This window comes from Membranihabitans marinus, assembly GCF_019802045.1.
In the GTDB taxonomy this organism is placed as follows: Bacteria; Bacteroidota; Bacteroidia; order Chitinophagales; family Saprospiraceae; genus Membranihabitans; species Membranihabitans marinus_A.
In genome coordinates, this window is the sequence record NZ_JAHVHU010000020.1 from 52,033 (window position 1) to 70,221 (window position 18,189).

17 protein-coding genes and 2 tRNA genes are annotated in these 18,189 nt (G+C 44.2%); 11 read left to right on the forward strand and 8 right to left on the reverse strand.

What is annotated here, in order from left to right; genetic code table 11:
* The first annotated feature begins 205 nt into the window (after positions 1-205).
* Positions 206-1,540 (forward strand): RIP metalloprotease RseP, encoded by a 1,335-nt coding sequence (gene rseP / locus KUV50_RS17565; RefSeq protein WP_222581500.1) that lies wholly within the window; start codon positions 206-208, stop codon positions 1,538-1,540.
* A 747-nt stretch (positions 1,541-2,287) separates the two neighbouring features.
* On the opposite strand, the gene KUV50_RS17570 is transcribed toward rseP, so the two are convergent.
* Positions 2,288-3,064 (reverse strand): NIPSNAP family protein, encoded by a 777-nt coding sequence (locus KUV50_RS17570; RefSeq protein ID WP_222581501.1) that lies wholly within the window; start codon positions 3,062-3,064, stop codon positions 2,288-2,290.
* A 257-nt stretch (positions 3,065-3,321) separates the two neighbouring features.
* On the opposite strand from KUV50_RS17570, the gene KUV50_RS17575 reads away from it, so the two are divergent.
* The 8 genes from KUV50_RS17575 (at position 3,322) to KUV50_RS17610 (ending at position 12,759) form a co-directional block, all read left to right on the forward strand.
* Complete coding sequence (locus KUV50_RS17575; RefSeq protein WP_222581502.1) at positions 3,322-3,663, forward strand: ArsR/SmtB family transcription factor; 342 nt, start codon at positions 3,322-3,324, stop codon at positions 3,661-3,663.
* A 21-nt stretch (positions 3,664-3,684) separates the two neighbouring features.
* Positions 3,685-4,518 (forward strand): arsenite methyltransferase, encoded by an 834-nt coding sequence (locus KUV50_RS17580; protein ID WP_222581503.1) that lies wholly within the window; start codon positions 3,685-3,687, stop codon positions 4,516-4,518.
* 35 nt (positions 4,519-4,553) lie between these two features.
* Complete coding sequence (locus KUV50_RS17585) at positions 4,554-5,171, forward strand: low molecular weight phosphatase family protein (protein ID WP_222581504.1); 618 nt, start codon at positions 4,554-4,556, stop codon at positions 5,169-5,171.
* Between the two features lie 141 nt (positions 5,172-5,312).
* Positions 5,313-5,900: a YdeI/OmpD-associated family protein gene (locus KUV50_RS17590; protein ID WP_222581505.1), complete on the forward strand. Its 588-nt coding sequence runs from the start codon at positions 5,313-5,315 to the stop codon at positions 5,898-5,900.
* Between the two features lie 243 nt (positions 5,901-6,143).
* On the forward strand, positions 6,144-8,891 hold the full coding sequence (locus tag KUV50_RS17595; protein ID WP_222581506.1) for a PSD1 and planctomycete cytochrome C domain-containing protein: 2,748 nt from the start codon (positions 6,144-6,146) through the stop codon (positions 8,889-8,891).
* A 61-nt stretch (positions 8,892-8,952) separates the two neighbouring features.
* Positions 8,953-10,446: a DUF1501 domain-containing protein gene (locus KUV50_RS17600; RefSeq protein WP_222581507.1), complete on the forward strand. Its 1,494-nt coding sequence runs from the start codon at positions 8,953-8,955 to the stop codon at positions 10,444-10,446.
* A gap of 35 nt (positions 10,447-10,481) precedes the next feature.
* A complete protein-coding gene (locus KUV50_RS17605; protein ID WP_222581508.1) occupies positions 10,482-11,906 on the forward strand; it encodes a c-type cytochrome domain-containing protein in 1,425 nt (474 codons plus the stop codon).
* Between the two features lie 283 nt (positions 11,907-12,189).
* The gene (locus tag KUV50_RS17610) at positions 12,190-12,759 is read left to right on the forward strand and encodes a YceI family protein (protein ID WP_222581509.1); all 570 of its coding nucleotides are present in this window, start codon (positions 12,190-12,192) and stop codon (positions 12,757-12,759) included.
* On the opposite strand, the gene KUV50_RS19810 is transcribed toward KUV50_RS17610, so the two are convergent.
* The 3 genes from KUV50_RS19810 to KUV50_RS17625 form a co-directional block, all read right to left on the reverse strand.
* Positions 12,746-12,946 (reverse strand): GIY-YIG nuclease family protein, encoded by a 201-nt coding sequence (locus KUV50_RS19810; RefSeq protein WP_222581510.1) that lies wholly within the window; start codon positions 12,944-12,946, stop codon positions 12,746-12,748. The two genes, KUV50_RS17610 and KUV50_RS19810, sit on opposite strands and share 14 nt — an antisense overlap.
* Positions 12,947-12,958: 12 nt before the next feature.
* Positions 12,959-13,042: transfer RNA gene (locus KUV50_RS17620), tRNA-Leu, on the reverse strand.
* A 54-nt stretch (positions 13,043-13,096) separates the two neighbouring features.
* Positions 13,097-13,180 (reverse strand) — tRNA-Leu (locus KUV50_RS17625).
* A gap of 359 nt (positions 13,181-13,539) precedes the next feature.
* On the opposite strand from KUV50_RS17625, the gene KUV50_RS17630 reads away from it, so the two are divergent.
* Both KUV50_RS17630 and KUV50_RS17635 read left to right on the forward strand, forming a co-directional pair.
* Positions 13,540-14,346 carry a sulfite exporter TauE/SafE family protein gene (locus KUV50_RS17630; protein WP_222581511.1) on the forward strand — a complete coding sequence of 269 codons (807 nt, stop codon included), beginning with the start codon at positions 13,540-13,542 and terminating at the stop codon, positions 14,344-14,346.
* Between the two features lie 129 nt (positions 14,347-14,475).
* Complete coding sequence (locus KUV50_RS17635) at positions 14,476-14,862, forward strand: DUF302 domain-containing protein (protein WP_222581512.1); 387 nt, start codon at positions 14,476-14,478, stop codon at positions 14,860-14,862.
* 327 nt (positions 14,863-15,189) lie between these two features.
* Here the strand turns inward: KUV50_RS17635 and KUV50_RS17640 are convergent, their stop codons facing one another.
* The 4 genes from KUV50_RS17640 to KUV50_RS17655 all read right to left on the reverse strand — a co-directional run bounded on the left by KUV50_RS17640 (position 15,190) and on the right by KUV50_RS17655 (position 18,184).
* Entirely contained in the window at positions 15,190-15,702 is a 513-nt protein-coding gene (locus tag KUV50_RS17640) for a hypothetical protein (protein ID WP_222581513.1), read from the reverse strand.
* A gap of 35 nt (positions 15,703-15,737) precedes the next feature.
* The gene (locus tag KUV50_RS17645; protein WP_222581514.1) at positions 15,738-16,079 is read right to left on the reverse strand and encodes a hypothetical protein; all 342 of its coding nucleotides are present in this window, start codon (positions 16,077-16,079) and stop codon (positions 15,738-15,740) included.
* 104 nt (positions 16,080-16,183) lie between these two features.
* On the reverse strand, positions 16,184-16,825 hold the full coding sequence (locus tag KUV50_RS17650; RefSeq protein ID WP_222581515.1) for a LuxR C-terminal-related transcriptional regulator: 642 nt from the start codon (positions 16,823-16,825) through the stop codon (positions 16,184-16,186).
* A 3-nt stretch (positions 16,826-16,828) separates the two neighbouring features.
* On the reverse strand, positions 16,829-18,184 hold the full coding sequence (locus tag KUV50_RS17655; RefSeq protein WP_222581516.1) for a hypothetical protein: 1,356 nt from the start codon (positions 18,182-18,184) through the stop codon (positions 16,829-16,831).
* Between the last annotated feature and the right edge of the window lie 5 nt (positions 18,185-18,189).

Consider the following 18,189-nt stretch of genomic DNA (forward strand, 5'->3'; position numbering starts at 1 on the left):
AACAAGACACCATGAAGACCTTCTTCCGGTAAGTAGTACCTATGGGGTAGACACCCCTATCAAAAATCAAAAATCAAAACGCTGTAATCTGAGATCAAAAAACTGTAACTTTGCACGCTGTTTTGCGTTAGTAGTATAAATTTATGCGAAATACCTTACGTAACGAGCAGCATAAACAACCTCTTTTTAATTAGATCTGACATATATGGGCGTTATCATAGCACAGTTTGCACTAAGTCTTTCCCTCCTCATCGTACTGCATGAACTGGGGCATTTTTTACCCGCGAAATGGTTTAAAACCCGCGTAGAGAAATTTTATTTGTTTTTTGATGCAGGTTTTTCACTTTTCAAGAAGAAGATTGGAGAAACGGAGTACGGAATTGGGTGGCTTCCCCTCGGTGGTTATGTGAAGATATCCGGCATGGTTGACGAAAGCCTGGATACTGAAGTGCTGAAGGAAGAACCAAAGGAATGGGAGTTTCGATCCAAGCCGGTCTGGCAGCGACTGATCATTATGCTCGGGGGAGTTACCGTGAATTTTATTCTAGGTTTTCTTATTTTCGGTCTGATGCTCTGGCAGTACGGATCGGAGTACCTGCCAGCCAGTGAGCTGACTTATGGATTGCAGGTGGATAGTATTGGTCAGGAGATGGGCTTGCAAAATGGAGATAAAATTCGGGCTGTGGGGACGGTTCCGTTTGAACGATACAATCCCGGCTTGATCCGTTCAGAAATTGCGATAAACAATGCCAAGACGATTACCGTTGAACGGGATGGTTCTGAAAAAATACTGGAGATTGATCCACGCTTTACGCAGATCCTGACCAGCTATGAATATCAGAATGCCTACCTGGTGGCACCGCGTATGCCCGTAGAAGTGATGAAAGTGGTCAAGGGGAGCAATGCGGAAGAAGCAGGATTGCAATCCGATGATAAGATCCTGGCAATTAATTCCGTCGAAACCCGGTTTTTTGATCAATTTTTAAAGGAAATTCGGCAGCACAAGGGCGAGGAGGTGAATTTGACCGTGGAACGATCTGGTCAAAATCTGACCGTTCCCGCGCAAGTTACACAGGAGGGTACACTGGGCTTTCAAAATTATGGTTTTGATCATTTTTTCAATATGGCTACAGAAGATTACACACTGGCGAGAGCTTTACCAGCCGGTGTGGTCAAAGGATGGGATTTTATTGTGACCCAGATTAAAGCTTTTGGACAAATGTTCCGTGGAAAAATAAAAGCCTCCGATAGCCTGGGTGGTTTTGGTACGATCTCCAAACTCTTCCCGGATCAATGGGACTGGCAAACATTTTGGCGCAATACCGCCATATTGTCCCTGATTTTGGGCTTTATGAATTTACTCCCTATTCCGGCTTTGGATGGCGGACATGTGATGTTTTTATTATTTGAAGCGGTCACGGGTCGGAAACCCAGCGATAAAGTGCTGGAAATAGCGACGATCATCGGTTTTGTGCTGGTGATCAGCCTGGTGCTTTTTGCCAATGGGCTTGATGTGTGGCGATGGTGGAAGGGGCAGTAAGGGGTTAGGGCGCTGCGCTTTTAGGGTTAAGGCGCCCCGAATTCTCGGGTCTTTTAGGACGGCCCGATTCTCAGAGCTTAGGGGGAAGGAGTAAAAGCTCAAAGAGACAAGGCAAGCTAAATGGGCCCTATGAACACAGAGCTGTTTCATTGAGGGCGGTTTGCCTGCTTGGAGTTCTTTGTGGTGAAATGTTGAGCTTACTCCGAAAAGTCAGTTTATTGGTTTAGTAGCCCCGTGCCTTTAGGCCGGTGATGATAATGCAAAAATAAATCGGGCTTTAGCCCGGAATGCTTTGTGTTTTAATGGCTAAAGACAATATATGCGTCATGATAGATATCCCGGGCTAAAGCACTGAAGCTAATCATTTTAAAATATGAATTTCTGGAGTGGACTCAAATGATATCCAATCAGCCGTCCGAGTGCTTGCGGGCTAACCCTCAATAGTCAAACGCCACCCAAAATTGGGCTATGTAAAATGCCCAATTTTGGAAATTTAGCAATTGATGCACTGAATATTATGCATCATAATAGAATGACGTGGTGAATAAAGCGGGCTAACGTGCTTCGATCGATGTCATAGGTTTTGGCCAATGACTGTCAGCACGTAAGACTGGTCGCCATAGCTTTATCGATGGCGCACGGAGGATCAAATCCCCAAACAACAAGCTATACCACTCTATTGAGAATGGCACTGCATATGCTGTTTCTCAACGGAAAATGATTCAACAAAAATCGACTCAACTTTAATTAATAATCCGAATAGGCCGTGGGATACAGAAAAAATGTTTTACTGCCGGAAACATTGTTCTGATAAGGCGCCTGATTTTTTAAAGCATGCCATTCGGGAGCATTGCGAAATGCATCCCAATGGGTGTCCCGGCTTTCCTGATCCTTGAATGTGGTCATATACATCAGATTGGGCATATGACAACCTGATAAGACCTGACCATAAAACACCGCATTGAATCCCAGGTCTTCAAAGATTTTTATTTCACCGCCCTTGTTGAACATTTCTACCTTGTTTTCGTGGAGTGCCTCCGTGGCCCCTTCATAGCTACGGAGCTCATATATCCGATCCTTCCTGGGGCCTTCCACAGTGGAGGGCTTCATCTGTGGCATGTGGTCAAATGCACGCAGAACAATGGATTCTATGCGCGCATAGGGCGGTTCGTTGTGTGGTGCGGTGAGGTAGTCTTTTCCTGATTTTGTATGTTTTCTGTCCTGAGCCAGAGCATCAGGAATGGTTTCCAGCTGGGACAAATCGCTAAGTGGAATCAACACGAATGTTTGTGTTTTTTCCTTAGAATGTTCCGGCCGGGTTTTGAAAACACCAACTGAATTGATGCCCAGTCTATGGAGGGCCGGGAGGTACGCGTTTGCCAGATATTCGTCTGTCAGTTTTTGCTGCTGATCATTGTCAAACGTGTATATTTTGATCTGATAATATTCACGGGTTTGACTGTGCAGTTCCGCTCCGCTCATAAATAATAATAGGAAGAAGCCTGCTAACGTACTGATTTTCATAAACTCACTTTAATAAAAATGGAAATGTAATTATTTTCTCAGAAAATGTGTGAAAATTTCTGTGTTATTTAAAGATCACCAAGAGAACCATGCGTTGTGGTAACGTGGTTCTTCCCACATTGACCCAGAATAAAGCATAATGTTAAAAAGAAGCGGTTTGTCCCGGATTGAAAACTTTTTTTATTGGTTTTGTCCATTTTATCGTAATATTGCAATATTACATTCTAGTATACCCCCGAAATTAGAAAAACCAAACCATGGGAATTTCAAAAACAGAACTTTTTTCGGATCAGCACAATGAAATAGCTGCATTGGCCAAAGCTATTGGACATCCCGCGCGGGTGGCTATTTTGGAGCTTCTCAGCGAAATAGAAGGGTGTGTCTGCGGGGATTTGGTCGATGAAATTGGATTGGCTCAACCCACTATTTCTCAGCACCTGGCCGTATTAAAGCAAGCCGGACTGATCCGGGGCGCGATCAAGGGAGCGAATCGATGCTATTGTATTGATCCCATCCGGTGGGAGCAATGGCAAGGATTGATGATGGATTTCCTGGCGCAGTGCAAGACAATTGAGCACCCATGCAAGGCAGATTATTAATTTGATATAAGTGAAAATACCATGAGAAATTCAGAAAATTTAAAGAATATCGTTGTTCAAAAGTATAGTGAAATTGCTACGCAAAGCAAGGAAGAGAATGAAACTTCGTGTTGTGGGGTGAATGGATGTGCTACGGTAGATTATGCTGTATTTGCGGACGATTACAGTAAAACCAAAGGCTATAGTGCGGATGCAGATTTGGGTCTTGGGTGTGGAATCCCCACAGAATTTGCCCAGATCAAACCCGGAGATACTGTATTGGATCTGGGATCAGGTGCCGGGAATGATTGCTTTGTAGCTCGCGAACTGACCGGGGAGTCAGGAAAGGTAATCGGCGTGGATATGACCGATGTGATGATTCGGAAAGCCCGGGAGAACGCGGATAAACTGAATTTTAATAATGTCGAATTTCGGCACGGTGACATCGAAGATCTACCGATTGGTGACGCAACGGTGGATGTGGTTATTAGTAATTGTGTATTGAACCTGGTCCCTGATAAAGTGCGTGCTTTTCATGAAATGGCTCGCGTCCTGCGACCGGGCGGACACTTTAGTGTGAGTGATGTCGTTCTGAAAGGCGATCTACCGGAAGCTTTGAGAAACGATGCCGAAATGTATGCCGGATGTGTATCAGGAGCTATTCAATTGGATGAATACCTGCAGTTGCTTCGGGAAGCTGGTTTTGATGAGGTCAAGGTTCAAAAAGAAAAAGCGGTTAATCTGCCTGATGAAATACTGGACAAGTATCTGGACAGTGGTGACAAAACCGCTTATCGGGCGGGGACATCGGGTGTGTTTTCTGTAACGGTCTATGGTCAGATACCAGCTTGTGTGCCCGGTGGAGGGTGTTGTTGATGTGTCTGGTGGAATAACTTTAAATGCATTTACTAATGTTTGCAGAAATCATAGAAAGCATTCGTGGTTTGGACGAGACACAAATTGCTGCTTCCAGAAAAGCGGAGCTTAAACCATTGATCGACCACATCCGCGAAAAGACGTTGGCGAATCAGTCGATCCGGATAAATTTTATATGTACGCACAACTCCAGACGAAGCCATTTGGCGCAGGTTTGGATGCAAACCCTGGCTCATTATTACAATCTGACAAATATACAGTGCTATTCCGGCGGAACGGAAGCTACGGCGGTATTTCCACAGGTCATCCAAACGTTAAAAGATACCGGGTTTCAGATTAAAGTATTGGGAGGAACTCATAATCCGTTGTATGGGATTAAATATGCTGATCATGAGATGCCAGTACTGGCATTTTCCAAAGAGTATCACCACTTCTACAATCCAGAGACGCGTTTCCTTGCAGTGATGACTTGTGCTCAGGCTAATGAAGAATGTCCGATGGTCATGGGGGCCGATGATCTTTTCTCAATCCCGTATGATGATCCCAAAGTATTTGATGGAGGTTCCCTTCAGATCGAAAAGTATAGGGAGCGGTCTACCCAGATCGCCCGGGAAATGGATTACGTTATCCGACGGGTTGCCCATCGAGTATAGATCAATCGAATTTCTTATTCAGGGATGGAACATAGCGACACAGCATATGCTATGATTTGTGGCGGGGGCCTAATTTTGTTGGCATTTACTCGAAATTGATGTATTTTGACGCGGAGCTTTGGTTTAGCAAAATTTACATTCATGGCAAAAACCGTCGAAGCATATATCGAATCGAATAAGCAATGGGCAGATGCGCTGATCCAATTGCGAAAAATGTGTCTGAATTCTGGTATGAATGAAGCCATTAAATGGGGTGCTCCAATTTATACTTGGCAGGGAAAAAATATAGTCGGTGTTATGGCATTTAAATCCTATGTCGGTCTGTGGTTTCATCAGGGTGTCTTTCTAAAGGATCCGTACCATATGCTGCAACAGTCCAGTGAATCGACCAAAGGCCTGCGTAAAATGATGTTTTACTCACTGCAGGAATTTGAGGAAAAGAAGATGCATATTCCATCTTATATTAATGAGGCGGTTCAAAATCAAAAAGCAGGTAAGGAAATTCCGGTAAAACGATCCGGGAAATTGGAAGTACCGATTGAGCTTCAGCACGCCTTGGACAATAATGAGTTATTAAAAAGCTCATTCTTTCGCTTCACTCCAGGGAAACAACGGGAGTTTGCTGAATACATCCGGTCTGCCAAACAAAATAAAACCAAAGAGCGTCGGATCACGAAAATATCTGGTTTGATCCTATCGGGAAAGGGGTTGAACGATCAGTACAAATAAAATCATGGTATACTTTGGTGACCCGGAGAATACCTACACCCGGGTAGCCCATGTTGGAAAACCAAATCACGTTTTCAGAAGCTTTGTCGACGGTAGTTACAGCCATTAATCATTAGGGTGAGCATTCAAAGTTGATTTCATGCTAATCAATTATGGATTGTGAAAAAATTAATGTAGTTTTCTCTTCTTTAACACTTCTATAAATAAATGGCCTCTTATTGGGGGAGGGTACAAAATCAAGTTATGAGAATAATTTATTCCATTTTACTGATTTTTGCTGTCGGTCTGGGGTATTACTTCTGGACTGGTCAGGATAATCCCGTTGATTACAGTACACAGGTAAAACCGATCATCAACAAACACTGCATCAGTTGTCATGGAGGGGTAAAGAAAAATGGTGGCTTTAGTTTGTTGTTTCAAGAAGAAGCTATGGCCGACACCAAATCAGGCCATCCGGCAATTGTTCCGGGTGATCCGGAGAACAGCCCAATGATTCAGCGCTTAAAAGAAACGGATCCGGAGCTGCGTATGCCTTACCAAAAACCACCTTTGACGAAGCAGGAAATCCGAATTCTGGAGGATTGGATACGTCAGGGCGCTCAATGGGGTGAACATTGGGCTTATATTCCTCCGATAGAACCTTCTGTGCCCGATGAAATCGCTGAAGCCCGAGCAGGATCTGCCAGCTCAGACTTTTTCGTTAATGAAATCGATCGGTTTATCTACCGCGATATGGAGTCCGTTGGATTAAAGCCGAGCCCTCGAGCGGATACGGGGCGACTTGTTCGTCGATTGTACCTGGATTTGATCGGGTTACCCCCGACGACCGAGGTTGTGGATCAGATCAAAAATGGAAGCTTGAGTTATGAAAAAGTGATTGACCAGCTGTTGGATGATCCAAATTTTGGTGAAAAATGGGCGAGTTGGTGGCTTGATCTGGCACGCTATGCAGATACCAAAGGTTATGAAAAAGATCAGTCCAGAGCAATGTGGCGGTTTCGGGATTACGTCATTCAGTCTTTTAATCAAGACAAACCATTTGATGAATTCACCATAGAGCAACTGGCTGGGGATTTAATGGATAATCCGACACGAGAACAGTTGATTGCGACCGCTTTTCATCGGAATACGATGAGTAATGATGAAGGGGGTACCGACGACGAAGAATATCGGATTGCTTCGGTGATCGACCGGGTTAACACGACCTTTGAGGTGTGGCAAAGCACCACTTATGCTTGTGTCCAATGTCATGCGCATACCTATGACCCCTTCAAGCATGAAGAATACTATGAAGTTATGGCATTCTTCAACAACAGTCGGGATGAAGACACTGCGGACAATGAACCTTTGTTGCGAATTTATCCCGATACGATAGCGGCATCCATAGAAGAATTAAAACATTGGATGATACAGAATACCAATTCACCGTCCCGTGTCGAAGATGAAATGCAATTTATACGGACTTTAGAGCCGAAAATCCATACACATCTTTGTACAGATTTTGTGAATGGAGAACTCAGCGATACCAAGTACCTGGCTTTGAGACACAAGGGGCATTGTGCTCTGAATAATACGTACCTGAATAATGCGGAAACCATGGTTATATCCTATTCCTGCTGGAAAGAAGGAGGGCGGATGACCATCCGGGAATCGAACCAGGAAGGGAAGGTAATTACTTCTTTTCCTTTGAAAAAAACGAATGGAAATGCGATAGAATTTATACCCATTGCACCAATGCAAGATTCGGTTGATCTGTTTATAGAGTTTACCAATCCATTGCTGGATGCACAGGAAAATTCCTTCCGGGTGTATTGGTTCGCATTTCGGCCGGGGTTGCCTGGACAATCACAGCCCGAATTTGATAAGATGAACCGGAAATACCGCGAGATTATTCAGTCCAAGCCCGAGGGCGTTTCTGTAATGGTTGAAAATCCGCCATACATGCACCGCGTGACTCAGGTTTTTGAAAAAGGAAACTGGATGGTACTCGGGGATACGGTTCTCCCCGATGTCCCCGAGGTCCTAAATCCATTCCCGGAAAATGCTCCGCGTAATCGACTTGGATTGGCACAGTGGCTCGTTGATGAACGCAATCCACTGACCGCCCGAACCGTGGTAAACCGGATCTGGCAACAAATTTTTGGACAGGGTCTAGTGACCACCGTGGAGGATTTAGGATCGCAGTCTGAACCTTCTGTACATTCAGAATTGCTGGATTGGCTTGCGGTGCGATTAATGAAAACACACGACTGGCACCTCAAACCACTCATACGTGATATCGTTCGCTCAGGCACCTATAGACAATCCTCCATAATTTCGGAACGGAAACGCGAAACAGACCCACAAAATCTGTACTATTCCAGAGGTCCCCGGTTTCGGCTGTCTGCAGAGCAGATAAGAGACCAAGCCTTAGCTGTCAGTGGGTTACTCAGTGACAAACAATATGGGCCGAGTGTGATGCCTCCTCAGCCCGATGGGATTTGGCAAACGGTGTACAGCGGTGAGAGCTGGCGAACCAGTCCGGGTGAAGATCGCTATCGTCGCGGAATTTATACCTTTATTAAACGGACAAGTCCCTACCCCTCTTTTGTAAGTTTTGATGCCGGTAGCCGGGAAATCTGCATTACTGAACGTACACGGACCAACACGCCGCTTCAGGCTTTGGTCACGCTCAATGATCCGGTCTACACCGAAGCTGCTATTGCCTGGGCAAGCCGGTTAATTCATGAAAGGGCATCCCTAGAAGCAATACTGGCCCAGGCGTATTATGAAGCCACTTTTCGGGAAATTTCTTTGGGTAAAAAAGAAGCATTGGTGAAACTATATGATGAGTCTCTCGCTCATTTCGAAGGGAACCACACGGGTGTGAAGGAATATTTAAAAATTGGACCGGATGGGATAACTGGTGTAAACAACCATATAGAATTGGCTGCTCTTTCGGTGGTCTGTTCAGCGATTATGAACCTGGATGAATTTTTGACCAAGACGTAAGCCAGCGTTTAGCTATTTCAAAGGAACGTGTTCCCTTGGGCCAGTGAGAAAGAATAAAATTATGATATCAAAATTAGTTAAAGAATTTCAGAAACGAGAAGTAGAAAGTACGACCCGTCGTCACTTTATCCGGGATTGTGTTTCCGGTATGGGAACAGCTGCTTTCGGAGCGATGATGTTGTCTTCCTGTGGAAGTTCATCCTCGGGTTCACCACAGCTCAGTGCCCGGGATCTTAATCCATTAGCCCCTCAGTCACCCCATTTTGCACCGAAGGCCAAAAGAGTGATCTATCTTCATATGGCTGGCGCGCCGTCCCAGCTTGAATTGTTTGATTATAAACCTGAGTTACAGAAATTGCACAATCAACCGTGTCCCGAGTCCTTTTTGGAAGGAAAGAAGTTTGCGTTTATTCGGGGTGTACCCAATATGCTTGGACCGCAAGCTAATTTTAAACAACGCGGAGAGTCCGGCGCTTGGGTATCGGACAACCTGCCTCATTTTGCGGGTTTAGCGGATGAGGTCAGCTTTCTGAAAGCAGTCCACACCGAGCAATTTAATCACGGTCCGGCACAATTGTTTATGCACACCGGGAATGCCCGGTTGGGGCGCCCCAGTGTAGGGTCCTGGGTGACCTATGGATTGGGATCGGAGAATAATAATTTGCCGGGATTTGTTGTCCTCACCTCCGGTGGGAAGACACCGGATGCTGGTAAAAGTGTGTGGGGAAGCGGTTTTTTGCCATCCGTATATCAAGGGGTTCAATGCCGTTCAAAGGGTGATCCTGTCCTATATATCCAGGACCCGAAAGGCATGGATCGATCACTCAAAGCGAACGTAATCGAGGCGATTAACGATGTGAATCAACAAGAATTTATGGAATATGGCGATCCGGAAATACTAGCCAGAATCAATCAATATGAAATGGCTTATCGGATGCAAATTGAAGTGCCGGAGGTGATGAACATCGATGATGAACCTAAGTACATCCATGAATTGTATGGAACGGAACCTGGCCGGGAAAGCTTCGCCAACAACTGCCTGCTGGCTCGGAAGCTGGTGGAGAAAGGCGTTCGGTTTGTACAGCTCTATGACTGGGGATGGGATTCTCATGGCACAGGTCAAAGCACAGCCATCGATTATGGATTTAGGAACAAATGCCGGGAAATGGATCGCCCCATGTCTGCCTTGTTGCTTGACCTCAAACAGCGTGGTTTGTTGGAAGAAACCCTGGTGGTCTGGGGGGGAGAGTTTGGACGGACTCCCATGCAGGAGAACCGGGAAGGAAAAAAAATGGCATTTCTGGGACGCGATCACCATACGGAGGCATTTACCATGTGGATGGCTGGTGGAGGAATTGCGAAGGGCGTGTCGCATGGGCAGACCGATGAAGTAGGCTATGCCGGCGTGGAGGGAAGAACTTCAGTGCATGATATTCATGCTACGATTTTGCACGTACTTGGTTACGATCATGAACGGTTTACCTACAATTTTCAAGGACGTCCTTTCCGATTGACCGACGTCGGCGGAAACGTGATTAAAAAAATATTGGCGTAAATTGAGTCTACATTATCCACATTCAAAATATCCGGATGTTTGACCTTGAATTATTTGTGGGACGTTTCCATCCTTTGATGGTCCACTTGCCCATTGGTTTTGTGGTAATGGCCGTCTTGTTTAAAGCACTCGATATTCGGTCCAGCACTCGGACTTATCGGCCAGCGTTGAAAGTATCACTGCTTTTGTCCGCTATCGTCGGTATAGTGACCTGCCTGACGGGTCTGTTACTCGCCCGGTCGGGCACTTATCCTGCGGATCAGCTTTTTTGGCATAAATGGACTGGAATTAGTCTGGCTGTGCTCACTGTGTTTTGGTATTTAGTGGAGTTTCGATGGAGCGTCCGCCCAACTGTCTCTTATAGTTTCACAGCTTTGACATTGGTGTTGTTGATCTTAACCGGGCACCGTGGTGGGGTACTTACGCATGGGGCTTCTTATCTGTGGGAAGGCCTGCCTGTGACCTGGCAACAATTTTTTGGACATGACCCCTATGAAGCGGAAAAACTCGAATTTGAAATTTCTAACCTGGATAGTGCCTTGGTGTACGAAGACATCGTGGTCCCCATCCTGGAAGCGCGGTGCTATAGCTGCCACAGCGATCGGAAACAAAAATCAGAGCTCCGGCTGGATAGCCCCGAGATGATTCAAAAAGGCGGTGCGTCGGGGGATCCATTGATCAGATCAGACCTGGACAAAAGTAAACTGTATCATGTATTGACCCTGCCACTGAACGAAGACGAACATATGCCGCCGAAAGGAAAAGCACAACTTTCAAAATATGAGGTGAAAGTCATTGAAGCGTGGATAGCTCAGGGTGGGGAAGTTGAAAAAATGGTCATGCATTATCCCGACCGCAGTGCGCTGGAGGAATGGTATGATGATCTGATGGCCGATCAAAAGTTGTTTTCTAATGAGCTGATCCCTTCACAACCTGTATCCCAGCCAGACCCAACCCTGATTGAGAATCTAAGATCGCAGGGTGTTTTGGTTCAATCTGTAGGAAAGAGTAGTCATTATCTGGAGGTGTCATTTATGAATGTGCCAAATTTAGAGCCTGAGCTCATCAAAGAGGCTGCAAAGATTAAGGAGCAGGTCATATGGTTGGATGTATCGGGGAAAAATCTGAGCGATCAACACCTTAATGAATTGATTAATTTCACTCGGACTACAGACTTAAATTTATCCCGAAGTAAACTTCCTGGTAATAGTTTGAAAAAACTGTCCCAATTGAAAAATATTCAGATTCTGAATCTGACCGGCGCTGAATTATATGGTTCCGCATTGGAAGATCTTCGGGGTTGGCCGGAGCTCAGAAAGGTTTTTATTTATCTTACCGGGATACCATCAGAGTCCGTTGAGCGCTTTTTAGAGACCAATCCCGGCATAATGATTGACACCGGAGGGTATCGCTTACCATCTGTGCCCAGGGATACGATGGTCTTCCGTTTTAAAGGATGATCGGTCGTCCGTACGCAAAACGGCTTGAACGTACTAGTACTTTGCTCCGGAAATTTTTATGAACGGAGGTGCTTATAATGCATATCGCGTTGGTATATCTGCAATGTCAACCATTAGTCAGGTACTATGCACCACAACCACTTGTGCCAAGGTACAGTGTGCCAAAAATTCCCTTCTGTTTTTCTACAGAAATTGTCTTGAATCTATGTTTTCCTGACATCTCGCGAACAATACAAGATTTTTCTTTGTTTAATATTGTGTTGTTTTAATTAAAAAATGAATTATGAAAAATATAAGAATATTAGCTTTATTAAGCGCTTTATTATTGTTTGCACTTACTTCTCAACCTGGCTATGCGCAGAGCCATCGTGGAACTCAAATGTCCTACAAAGTTGATTTTGGACCTGTATACCCCATTGAGGGGCAGAGCATACAACTCAAAGGGGAATTGGGTTTGAATGATACGACAGGTGTTGTCGAGCAACTTAATTTTGAAGTACCTCTCATTTCTTTTCAGGGAACCAATGGTGGTTATCTGGCGTGGGTAGCTAATAGTTGGAACAACCCGGATATGAGATTTGAAAGCAATTCGATCAAGAAAAAGGATGATCATTGGATTGCGAAGGGGACTTTGGAGTTTCGTCGCAGGCATAATTCCGTGGAGATAGAATTTTATCGAAAAAATATTGGCCATGAAATTTTAGTGGAAGGCCACTTCCAGTTGCGACCCCGGGATTTCTTTTTTTCCAGTCCTCCGCTTGATCTGGTTCCGTCTTCCATCCCGATCAAATTTACGATGTTGTACGATCAGCCCGAAGACACTGAGAAGAAGGAGGAAGTTAGTATGAAATAGGATCGGCGCCCAAATTCTCACAAATTGTGCGGTTTGCGTTCCCGAGGTGGAATTCGAAGGGAGTGCAATGTTTGGTTGAATAACTGTAGCCCTTATTGTGTTCCTGAAAACGTCGCTCCAGGTTATTAGTCATGCCCACATAGATGAATGGTGAGACTTTACTCTTAATGGCATATATATAAATCATAATCCAGAAAAGTGCCGCAGGGGGGAGTCGAACCCCCACATCCTCACGGACACACGCCCCTGAAACGTGCGCGTCTACCAGTTCCGCCACTGCGGCATGCCTTTTGAATAAAAACAAAGAGGCTCTCCCTGTGAAGAACCTCTTGCTTAGTACCGAAGGGGGGAATCGAACCCCCACTCTGTTGCCAGAACTGGATTTTGAATCCAGCGCGTCTACCAGTTCCGCCACTTCGGCTTGAGATTATTTGTCTTCAATATCTGAACGTTGACAGATAATTGTCCATTTTGTGCTCATGCAGTTCTGTGTAAACGAACTGACCAGAGGGTGAAATCGGAACCGCAAATATATTTAAAAATTCAAGAACCAACAATATTTTTATTTTTTCATCTAAGGAAAATTTATTTTAAGTCGGTCTGCATGTCTTAAATTCCACACCTCTGATCTATTTTCCGGTGGATGGACAAGGTATGAAGGAGTTGGTTGTGCATTTGAATGCCTGCAAAGAGTCAGGAAGTGATGGAATTTCTGATGTGTAACAAATGTTACGGGCATCCTTGATTTGTGCAATTATCTTTGTGTCGTAATTTAATGATATGGATATTTATCAAGTGATAGGCTATTTCGGCGCATTGACCATCGGAGTCGTGCTTGGGCTAATCGGGGGTGGTGGTTCAATCCTGACTGTGCCGGTATTGGTCTATCTGATGTCAATCAATCCGGTGACTGCCACAGGATATTCCCTTTTTATAGTAGGGACAACCTCATTGGTGGGTGCTGTTCAAAACATAGTGAAGCAACTCGTTGACATCCGGACCGCTATTGTCTTTTCCATACCTGCCTTTATCGCGGTGTATGCTACACGCATGTTTCTCGTTCCTGCTTTGCCGGAAGAGTTGTTTTATATCGGAGGTTTTAGGGTTACCAAGGATCTCGGAATTATGGTGTTTTTTGCGCTGATCATGTTGTTAGCCTCTGTTTCGATGATTCGAGATAAATGTGATAATTGTGATGATGAAGCTGTGGTTGCTGAATACAATTACCCATTGATCATCATAGAAGGTATCGTGGTGGGTGTTTTGACAGGTGTTGTCGGAGCTGGTGGTGGATTTTTGATCATCCCGGCGTTGGTGATGTTGGCGAAGCTCCCCATGAAAAGAGCGGTAGCTACTTCGTTGTTGATTATTGCAGTCAAATCCCTGATTGGCTTTCTGGGTGACGTGCAGAATCTGGAGATCAGTTGGGGTTTTTTATCTTTCTTTACCGGCCTTTCGGTGGTGGGCATATTCATTGGTGTCTGGCTTAATAAATTTATCGATGGCTCCAAGTTGAAGAAGGCCTTTGGCTATTTTGTTCTGGTCATGGGGATATATATTTTGTTTAAAGAGCTGTATATGAGCTAAATAGATGTGTTTTTAGCATGGCTCCTGATCAGGATGCAATCGCTGTCCATGTGTAACCCAAGTCACTGTCAATCACAGCTTTGTTTCGTATATTGAAAACATTAAATAAATCATTAAAATAATAAGAGTATGAAGTATTACATGAGTAAGATAGTTGGTGGGAATTTTGATAAAGTCATCGCTAAAGTGACTGAGGAACTAAAAAAAGAGGGGTTTGGTGTGCTGACTGAAATTGATATTAAGGGAACCCTGAAGAAAAAACTGGATGTCGATTTCAGAAATTATAAAATACTGGGGGCATGCAATCCGGAGTATGCATACAATGCATTGCAGTCTGAAGATAAGGTGGGTACCATGCTGCCGTGCAATGTTATCGTCCAGGAAACTACCGAAGGGGATATCGAAGTAGCTGCGGTGAACCCCCAGGCATCCATGATGGCGATTGAAAATGAAAAACTGAAAGATCTTGCCGGTGATGTGAATCAAAAATTGCAACGAGTGATCGATGCGGTTTGAATTTGCAGGTGTTTGAGAAGCCTTGGGTAAAATCCGAGAAAAGTTTTGGGATACTGAATAATTGATGCAGCAAAAGATGGATCCTGATTATATCTAAAGGGAGAAAACAGAGAAGCCGGTTATGTTATTTATGGCTCATTCCCGAGGTGCAGATGAAAGTACAATCAATGGGCCAATTGCAATGCCGGCCCGCAAATATGTCCTATGTCCGACACCATGCACTCTACACCTTAAAAAAAAATGGATTGAATCGTTTACGATTCAATCCATTGTAATAAGTAGGGGTATATAAAAATCCGGTTAGGGCATTTTTATCATTGTTTTATGTTACAGTTTGAGTACGACACCAGCCTTTAACCAGGCATAGCTGTTCCCCAACTCTGCATATACACCGAAACTATCCGAAAAGTAATATCGGGCACCTGCGTGAATTCCGGCGGTGATTCCACTGCCCAATCCAAAATTAATGCCGGAAACATTGAAGCTTCGATAGTAAAGCCCCAATCCACCATACACATCCCAGGCCTCGTCCTCAATATTAAACAGATCATTGAAATGGTAGGATCCTTTGGCTCCGATATAGAAGACGGTGAGTCCCCCACCGGAAGCAAAACCAGCTTCGCCACCGACACCGATGGCATCCGTGATGCCGTATTCTACACCACCGCCGAGGGGTATTCCCAGAGAGCCTGTAAAGGCAAATGTTGTTCCGAGTCCCAGTCCTGCATTGATGACCACATCACCTTCCTGGAAAGACGTGTTCACATCCTGTGCCATCGTGGATTGACTAAGAAACAGGAAACTTGTTAAAGCAATAAATGTAAAGTAAAGTTTTTTCATAATAATTCAATTTTCAGTTTTGGTTAAGTAGGTTATTATTGACAGTCAAGATCGCTTAAAGCCGTACGCGCTGAGTTAATAAATGATCTCCAATCTTCGATACTTCCGTATTCCAGGGCACATTTTTCATAAATCTCCAACACATCAATATACGAGCTCATGGCATCTTTATACCTGTTGCAGGTCTCGGGTGTGGGATCTTGAGCATAATCAGCTGCTGCATTGGAGTATTTCTCGACTTCTGCAGAGGTGACCTGATGCAAACTAAATCCAGCATGACAATCGGTATTGGTGCTTGTTTTTGAACAAGCACTAAGCCAACATACGGCACATAAAAGTATAAAAATAGAATGAATTTTGAAAGTAAATTTGGTCATAAATTTATCGCTGGTTATTTTGCAAAGTTAAAAATTTGACAACGATTATTTTCATGGAAAATATCTAGTTTGTAAAGTAGCTGAAAACAGGGATGCGGAGCCGTTTAGGAATAAACTAAGTCTTTGTGAATGGCTTCACGGACCATGCTGGCTACATTATTGACATTGAGTTTGCTCATGATGTTATTTCGGTGGGATTCGATGGTATGGGGGCTCAGATGCAATTGATCAGCTATCTCCTGCGTGGTTCGACCTGCAACAATGAGTTCCAGTACTTCCCGTTCCCGACTTGTGAGGATGGGGGGCATGTCATTCGAAGATCGGTTTTTCAACTTCTGTTCTAATAAAATTTCCTTGAGTTCTTTCTGAAGGTATTCTTTTCCTTGACCCACCGCCAGGATCGCTTCCGTGAATATTTTAGGCGGGGCGGATTTTAAGATATAGCCCGTTCCACCGGCACACAAAAACGTTTTGATCATTTTGAATTCATCAAATGCTGAAACACCCAGTATTTTTAATTGCGGGTGTTGCTTTTGCAGCATTCGGCACCACATTAGTCCGGTCTCTCCATGTTTCAAATGCATATCCAAAATCAATACATCGCACGGCGATTTGGCTAAAAAAGCCAATAGATCTTTACCGTCTGTAAATCCACCGGCAAACGTCATGTCACTTCGATTGCTCAATATAGCTGTGTATGCCTCCAAAATTAAAGGATGATCATCCAGTGCTACAACTACTACCATGATTTATTGATTTGATGTCAAGGAATGCCTTGTATTCGTCTGATCGTTGTTCTGGGTTTTATTCTTATTCCAGTTGTCAAACTCGTCTTGCCAAGTGATAACACCTCGAAGTGGTTTTTGGTTCGAATCATAGAGCGGCATTGCCAGCTTTTTATTATTCAGGTAAAAATTATATTGATGAACCAGAAATGTTTTTAGTTTTTTAAGACCTGTTTCAGATTGTTGAAACAAAGTGCCCCGATTTGGCTTTGATATCAGTTCGTCAAGCTCAGGGTCAAAATTTCCGTTGATGAGCGCCACGATCGGTGCCTCAGCACCCAGGTACTCAAATAATTTTCCTGTTAGTATTCCTGAAACGTCATCGGAGGCCCAGCTCAACAATACATTGATGTGTGATTTCTGTTGTATTAGAAGTGACTCTTTATGCGGAATGATTTCATGGTTTACCAGTATTTCACCAATCCCATATGATTCCAGTAGTTTTTCCCAATACAGACCATCTTTACCGGCATTCACAAATTGCAGGTGCCTCTTTTTGATTCGTCCCTCGTTGATCAATTCCTTCAGAGCCCTGGCCAGCAGTGTACCGTCCTGTGCGTCGGGGTAAATGCTGCCGGTGTATGCCAGTGTAAATAATTTATATTTTGGTATTTGTCTGGAAGAGGTCAGTGGATGGTTAAGTCCGTTCCGTACCACGTGGACCCGGGGATGGAATACAGATAAGCGTTTTTTTATACCACTGGATACCGTCGTGACTTCATCTGCTATGGAGAGAAATTGAAAATGTTTATTTTGAAGGTGACTGAATTGAGGCGTGGCACGCAACATCGGATCCGAAAAAAAATCCCGGTAATCAGCAATCCAGTATAGATGGGGGTATCTCTTTTTTAGTCGGAACGCCAATCTATGGGCATCAAAGGGCAGGTAGGAAGAAATTATAATATCTATTTTTTCCCGCTCTATGATTTTACGACATAATTTATAGCCCCGGTGAACAAAGTAAGAACCACCTTCATCCAAATGCCGGGCTATAAACGAGTTCTTGAAGCGTTCTTTCCAGTGGGGCAACCATTTGTGCGGCGTCTTATCCTGAGTCACGATCAGAGATCCTTCGTCCCCAGTGAGAAAATGGTAAATCGTTCGGAAATCGTAGGTTGGAATTTCGATCACATCTTCCGGATCGAATCGAAATTGATCTATAGGCAAAAATTTCCGGTTGGATGTCGTAGCTACAAAAACTTTGCGTGCCACATTCTTAAAAGATTGGTAGAATTTTGCATTGCGAAGTGTTCCGATACCTTTAATAGGCGGAAACTTGTAATAGATGAACAATACGTTTTTACCTTCAAATCGATTCATTCCTT

What these genes read in the sequence shown, in the direction of transcription:
- rseP (WP_222581500.1), top strand. Translation starts at nt 206, where the DNA reads ATGGGCGTTATCATAGCACAGTTTGCACTAAGTCTTTCCCTCCTCATC.
- KUV50_RS17570 (WP_222581501.1), bottom strand. Translation starts at nt 3,064, where the DNA reads ATGAAAATCAGTACGTTAGCAGGCTTCTTCCTATTATTATTTATGAGC.
- KUV50_RS17575 (WP_222581502.1), top strand. Translation starts at nt 3,322, where the DNA reads ATGGGAATTTCAAAAACAGAACTTTTTTCGGATCAGCACAATGAAATA.
- KUV50_RS17580 (WP_222581503.1), top strand. Translation starts at nt 3,685, where the DNA reads ATGAGAAATTCAGAAAATTTAAAGAATATCGTTGTTCAAAAGTATAGT.
- KUV50_RS17585 (WP_222581504.1), top strand. Translation starts at nt 4,554, where the DNA reads ATGTTTGCAGAAATCATAGAAAGCATTCGTGGTTTGGACGAGACACAA.
- KUV50_RS17590 (WP_222581505.1), top strand. Translation starts at nt 5,313, where the DNA reads ATGGCAAAAACCGTCGAAGCATATATCGAATCGAATAAGCAATGGGCA.
- KUV50_RS17595 (WP_222581506.1), top strand. Translation starts at nt 6,144, where the DNA reads ATGAGAATAATTTATTCCATTTTACTGATTTTTGCTGTCGGTCTGGGG.
- KUV50_RS17600 (WP_222581507.1), top strand. Translation starts at nt 8,953, where the DNA reads ATGATATCAAAATTAGTTAAAGAATTTCAGAAACGAGAAGTAGAAAGT.
- KUV50_RS17605 (WP_222581508.1), top strand. Translation starts at nt 10,482, where the DNA reads ATGTTTGACCTTGAATTATTTGTGGGACGTTTCCATCCTTTGATGGTC.
- KUV50_RS17610 (WP_222581509.1), top strand. Translation starts at nt 12,190, where the DNA reads ATGAAAAATATAAGAATATTAGCTTTATTAAGCGCTTTATTATTGTTT.
- KUV50_RS19810 (WP_222581510.1), bottom strand. Translation starts at nt 12,946, where the DNA reads ATGATTTATATATATGCCATTAAGAGTAAAGTCTCACCATTCATCTAT.
- KUV50_RS17630 (WP_222581511.1), top strand. Translation starts at nt 13,540, where the DNA reads ATGGATATTTATCAAGTGATAGGCTATTTCGGCGCATTGACCATCGGA.
- KUV50_RS17635 (WP_222581512.1), top strand. Translation starts at nt 14,476, where the DNA reads ATGAAGTATTACATGAGTAAGATAGTTGGTGGGAATTTTGATAAAGTC.
- KUV50_RS17640 (WP_222581513.1), bottom strand. Translation starts at nt 15,702, where the DNA reads ATGAAAAAACTTTACTTTACATTTATTGCTTTAACAAGTTTCCTGTTT.
- KUV50_RS17645 (WP_222581514.1), bottom strand. Translation starts at nt 16,079, where the DNA reads ATGACCAAATTTACTTTCAAAATTCATTCTATTTTTATACTTTTATGT.
- KUV50_RS17650 (WP_222581515.1), bottom strand. Translation starts at nt 16,825, where the DNA reads ATGGTAGTAGTTGTAGCACTGGATGATCATCCTTTAATTTTGGAGGCA.
- KUV50_RS17655 (WP_222581516.1), bottom strand. Translation starts at nt 18,184, where the DNA reads ATGAATCGATTTGAAGGTAAAAACGTATTGTTCATCTATTACAAGTTT.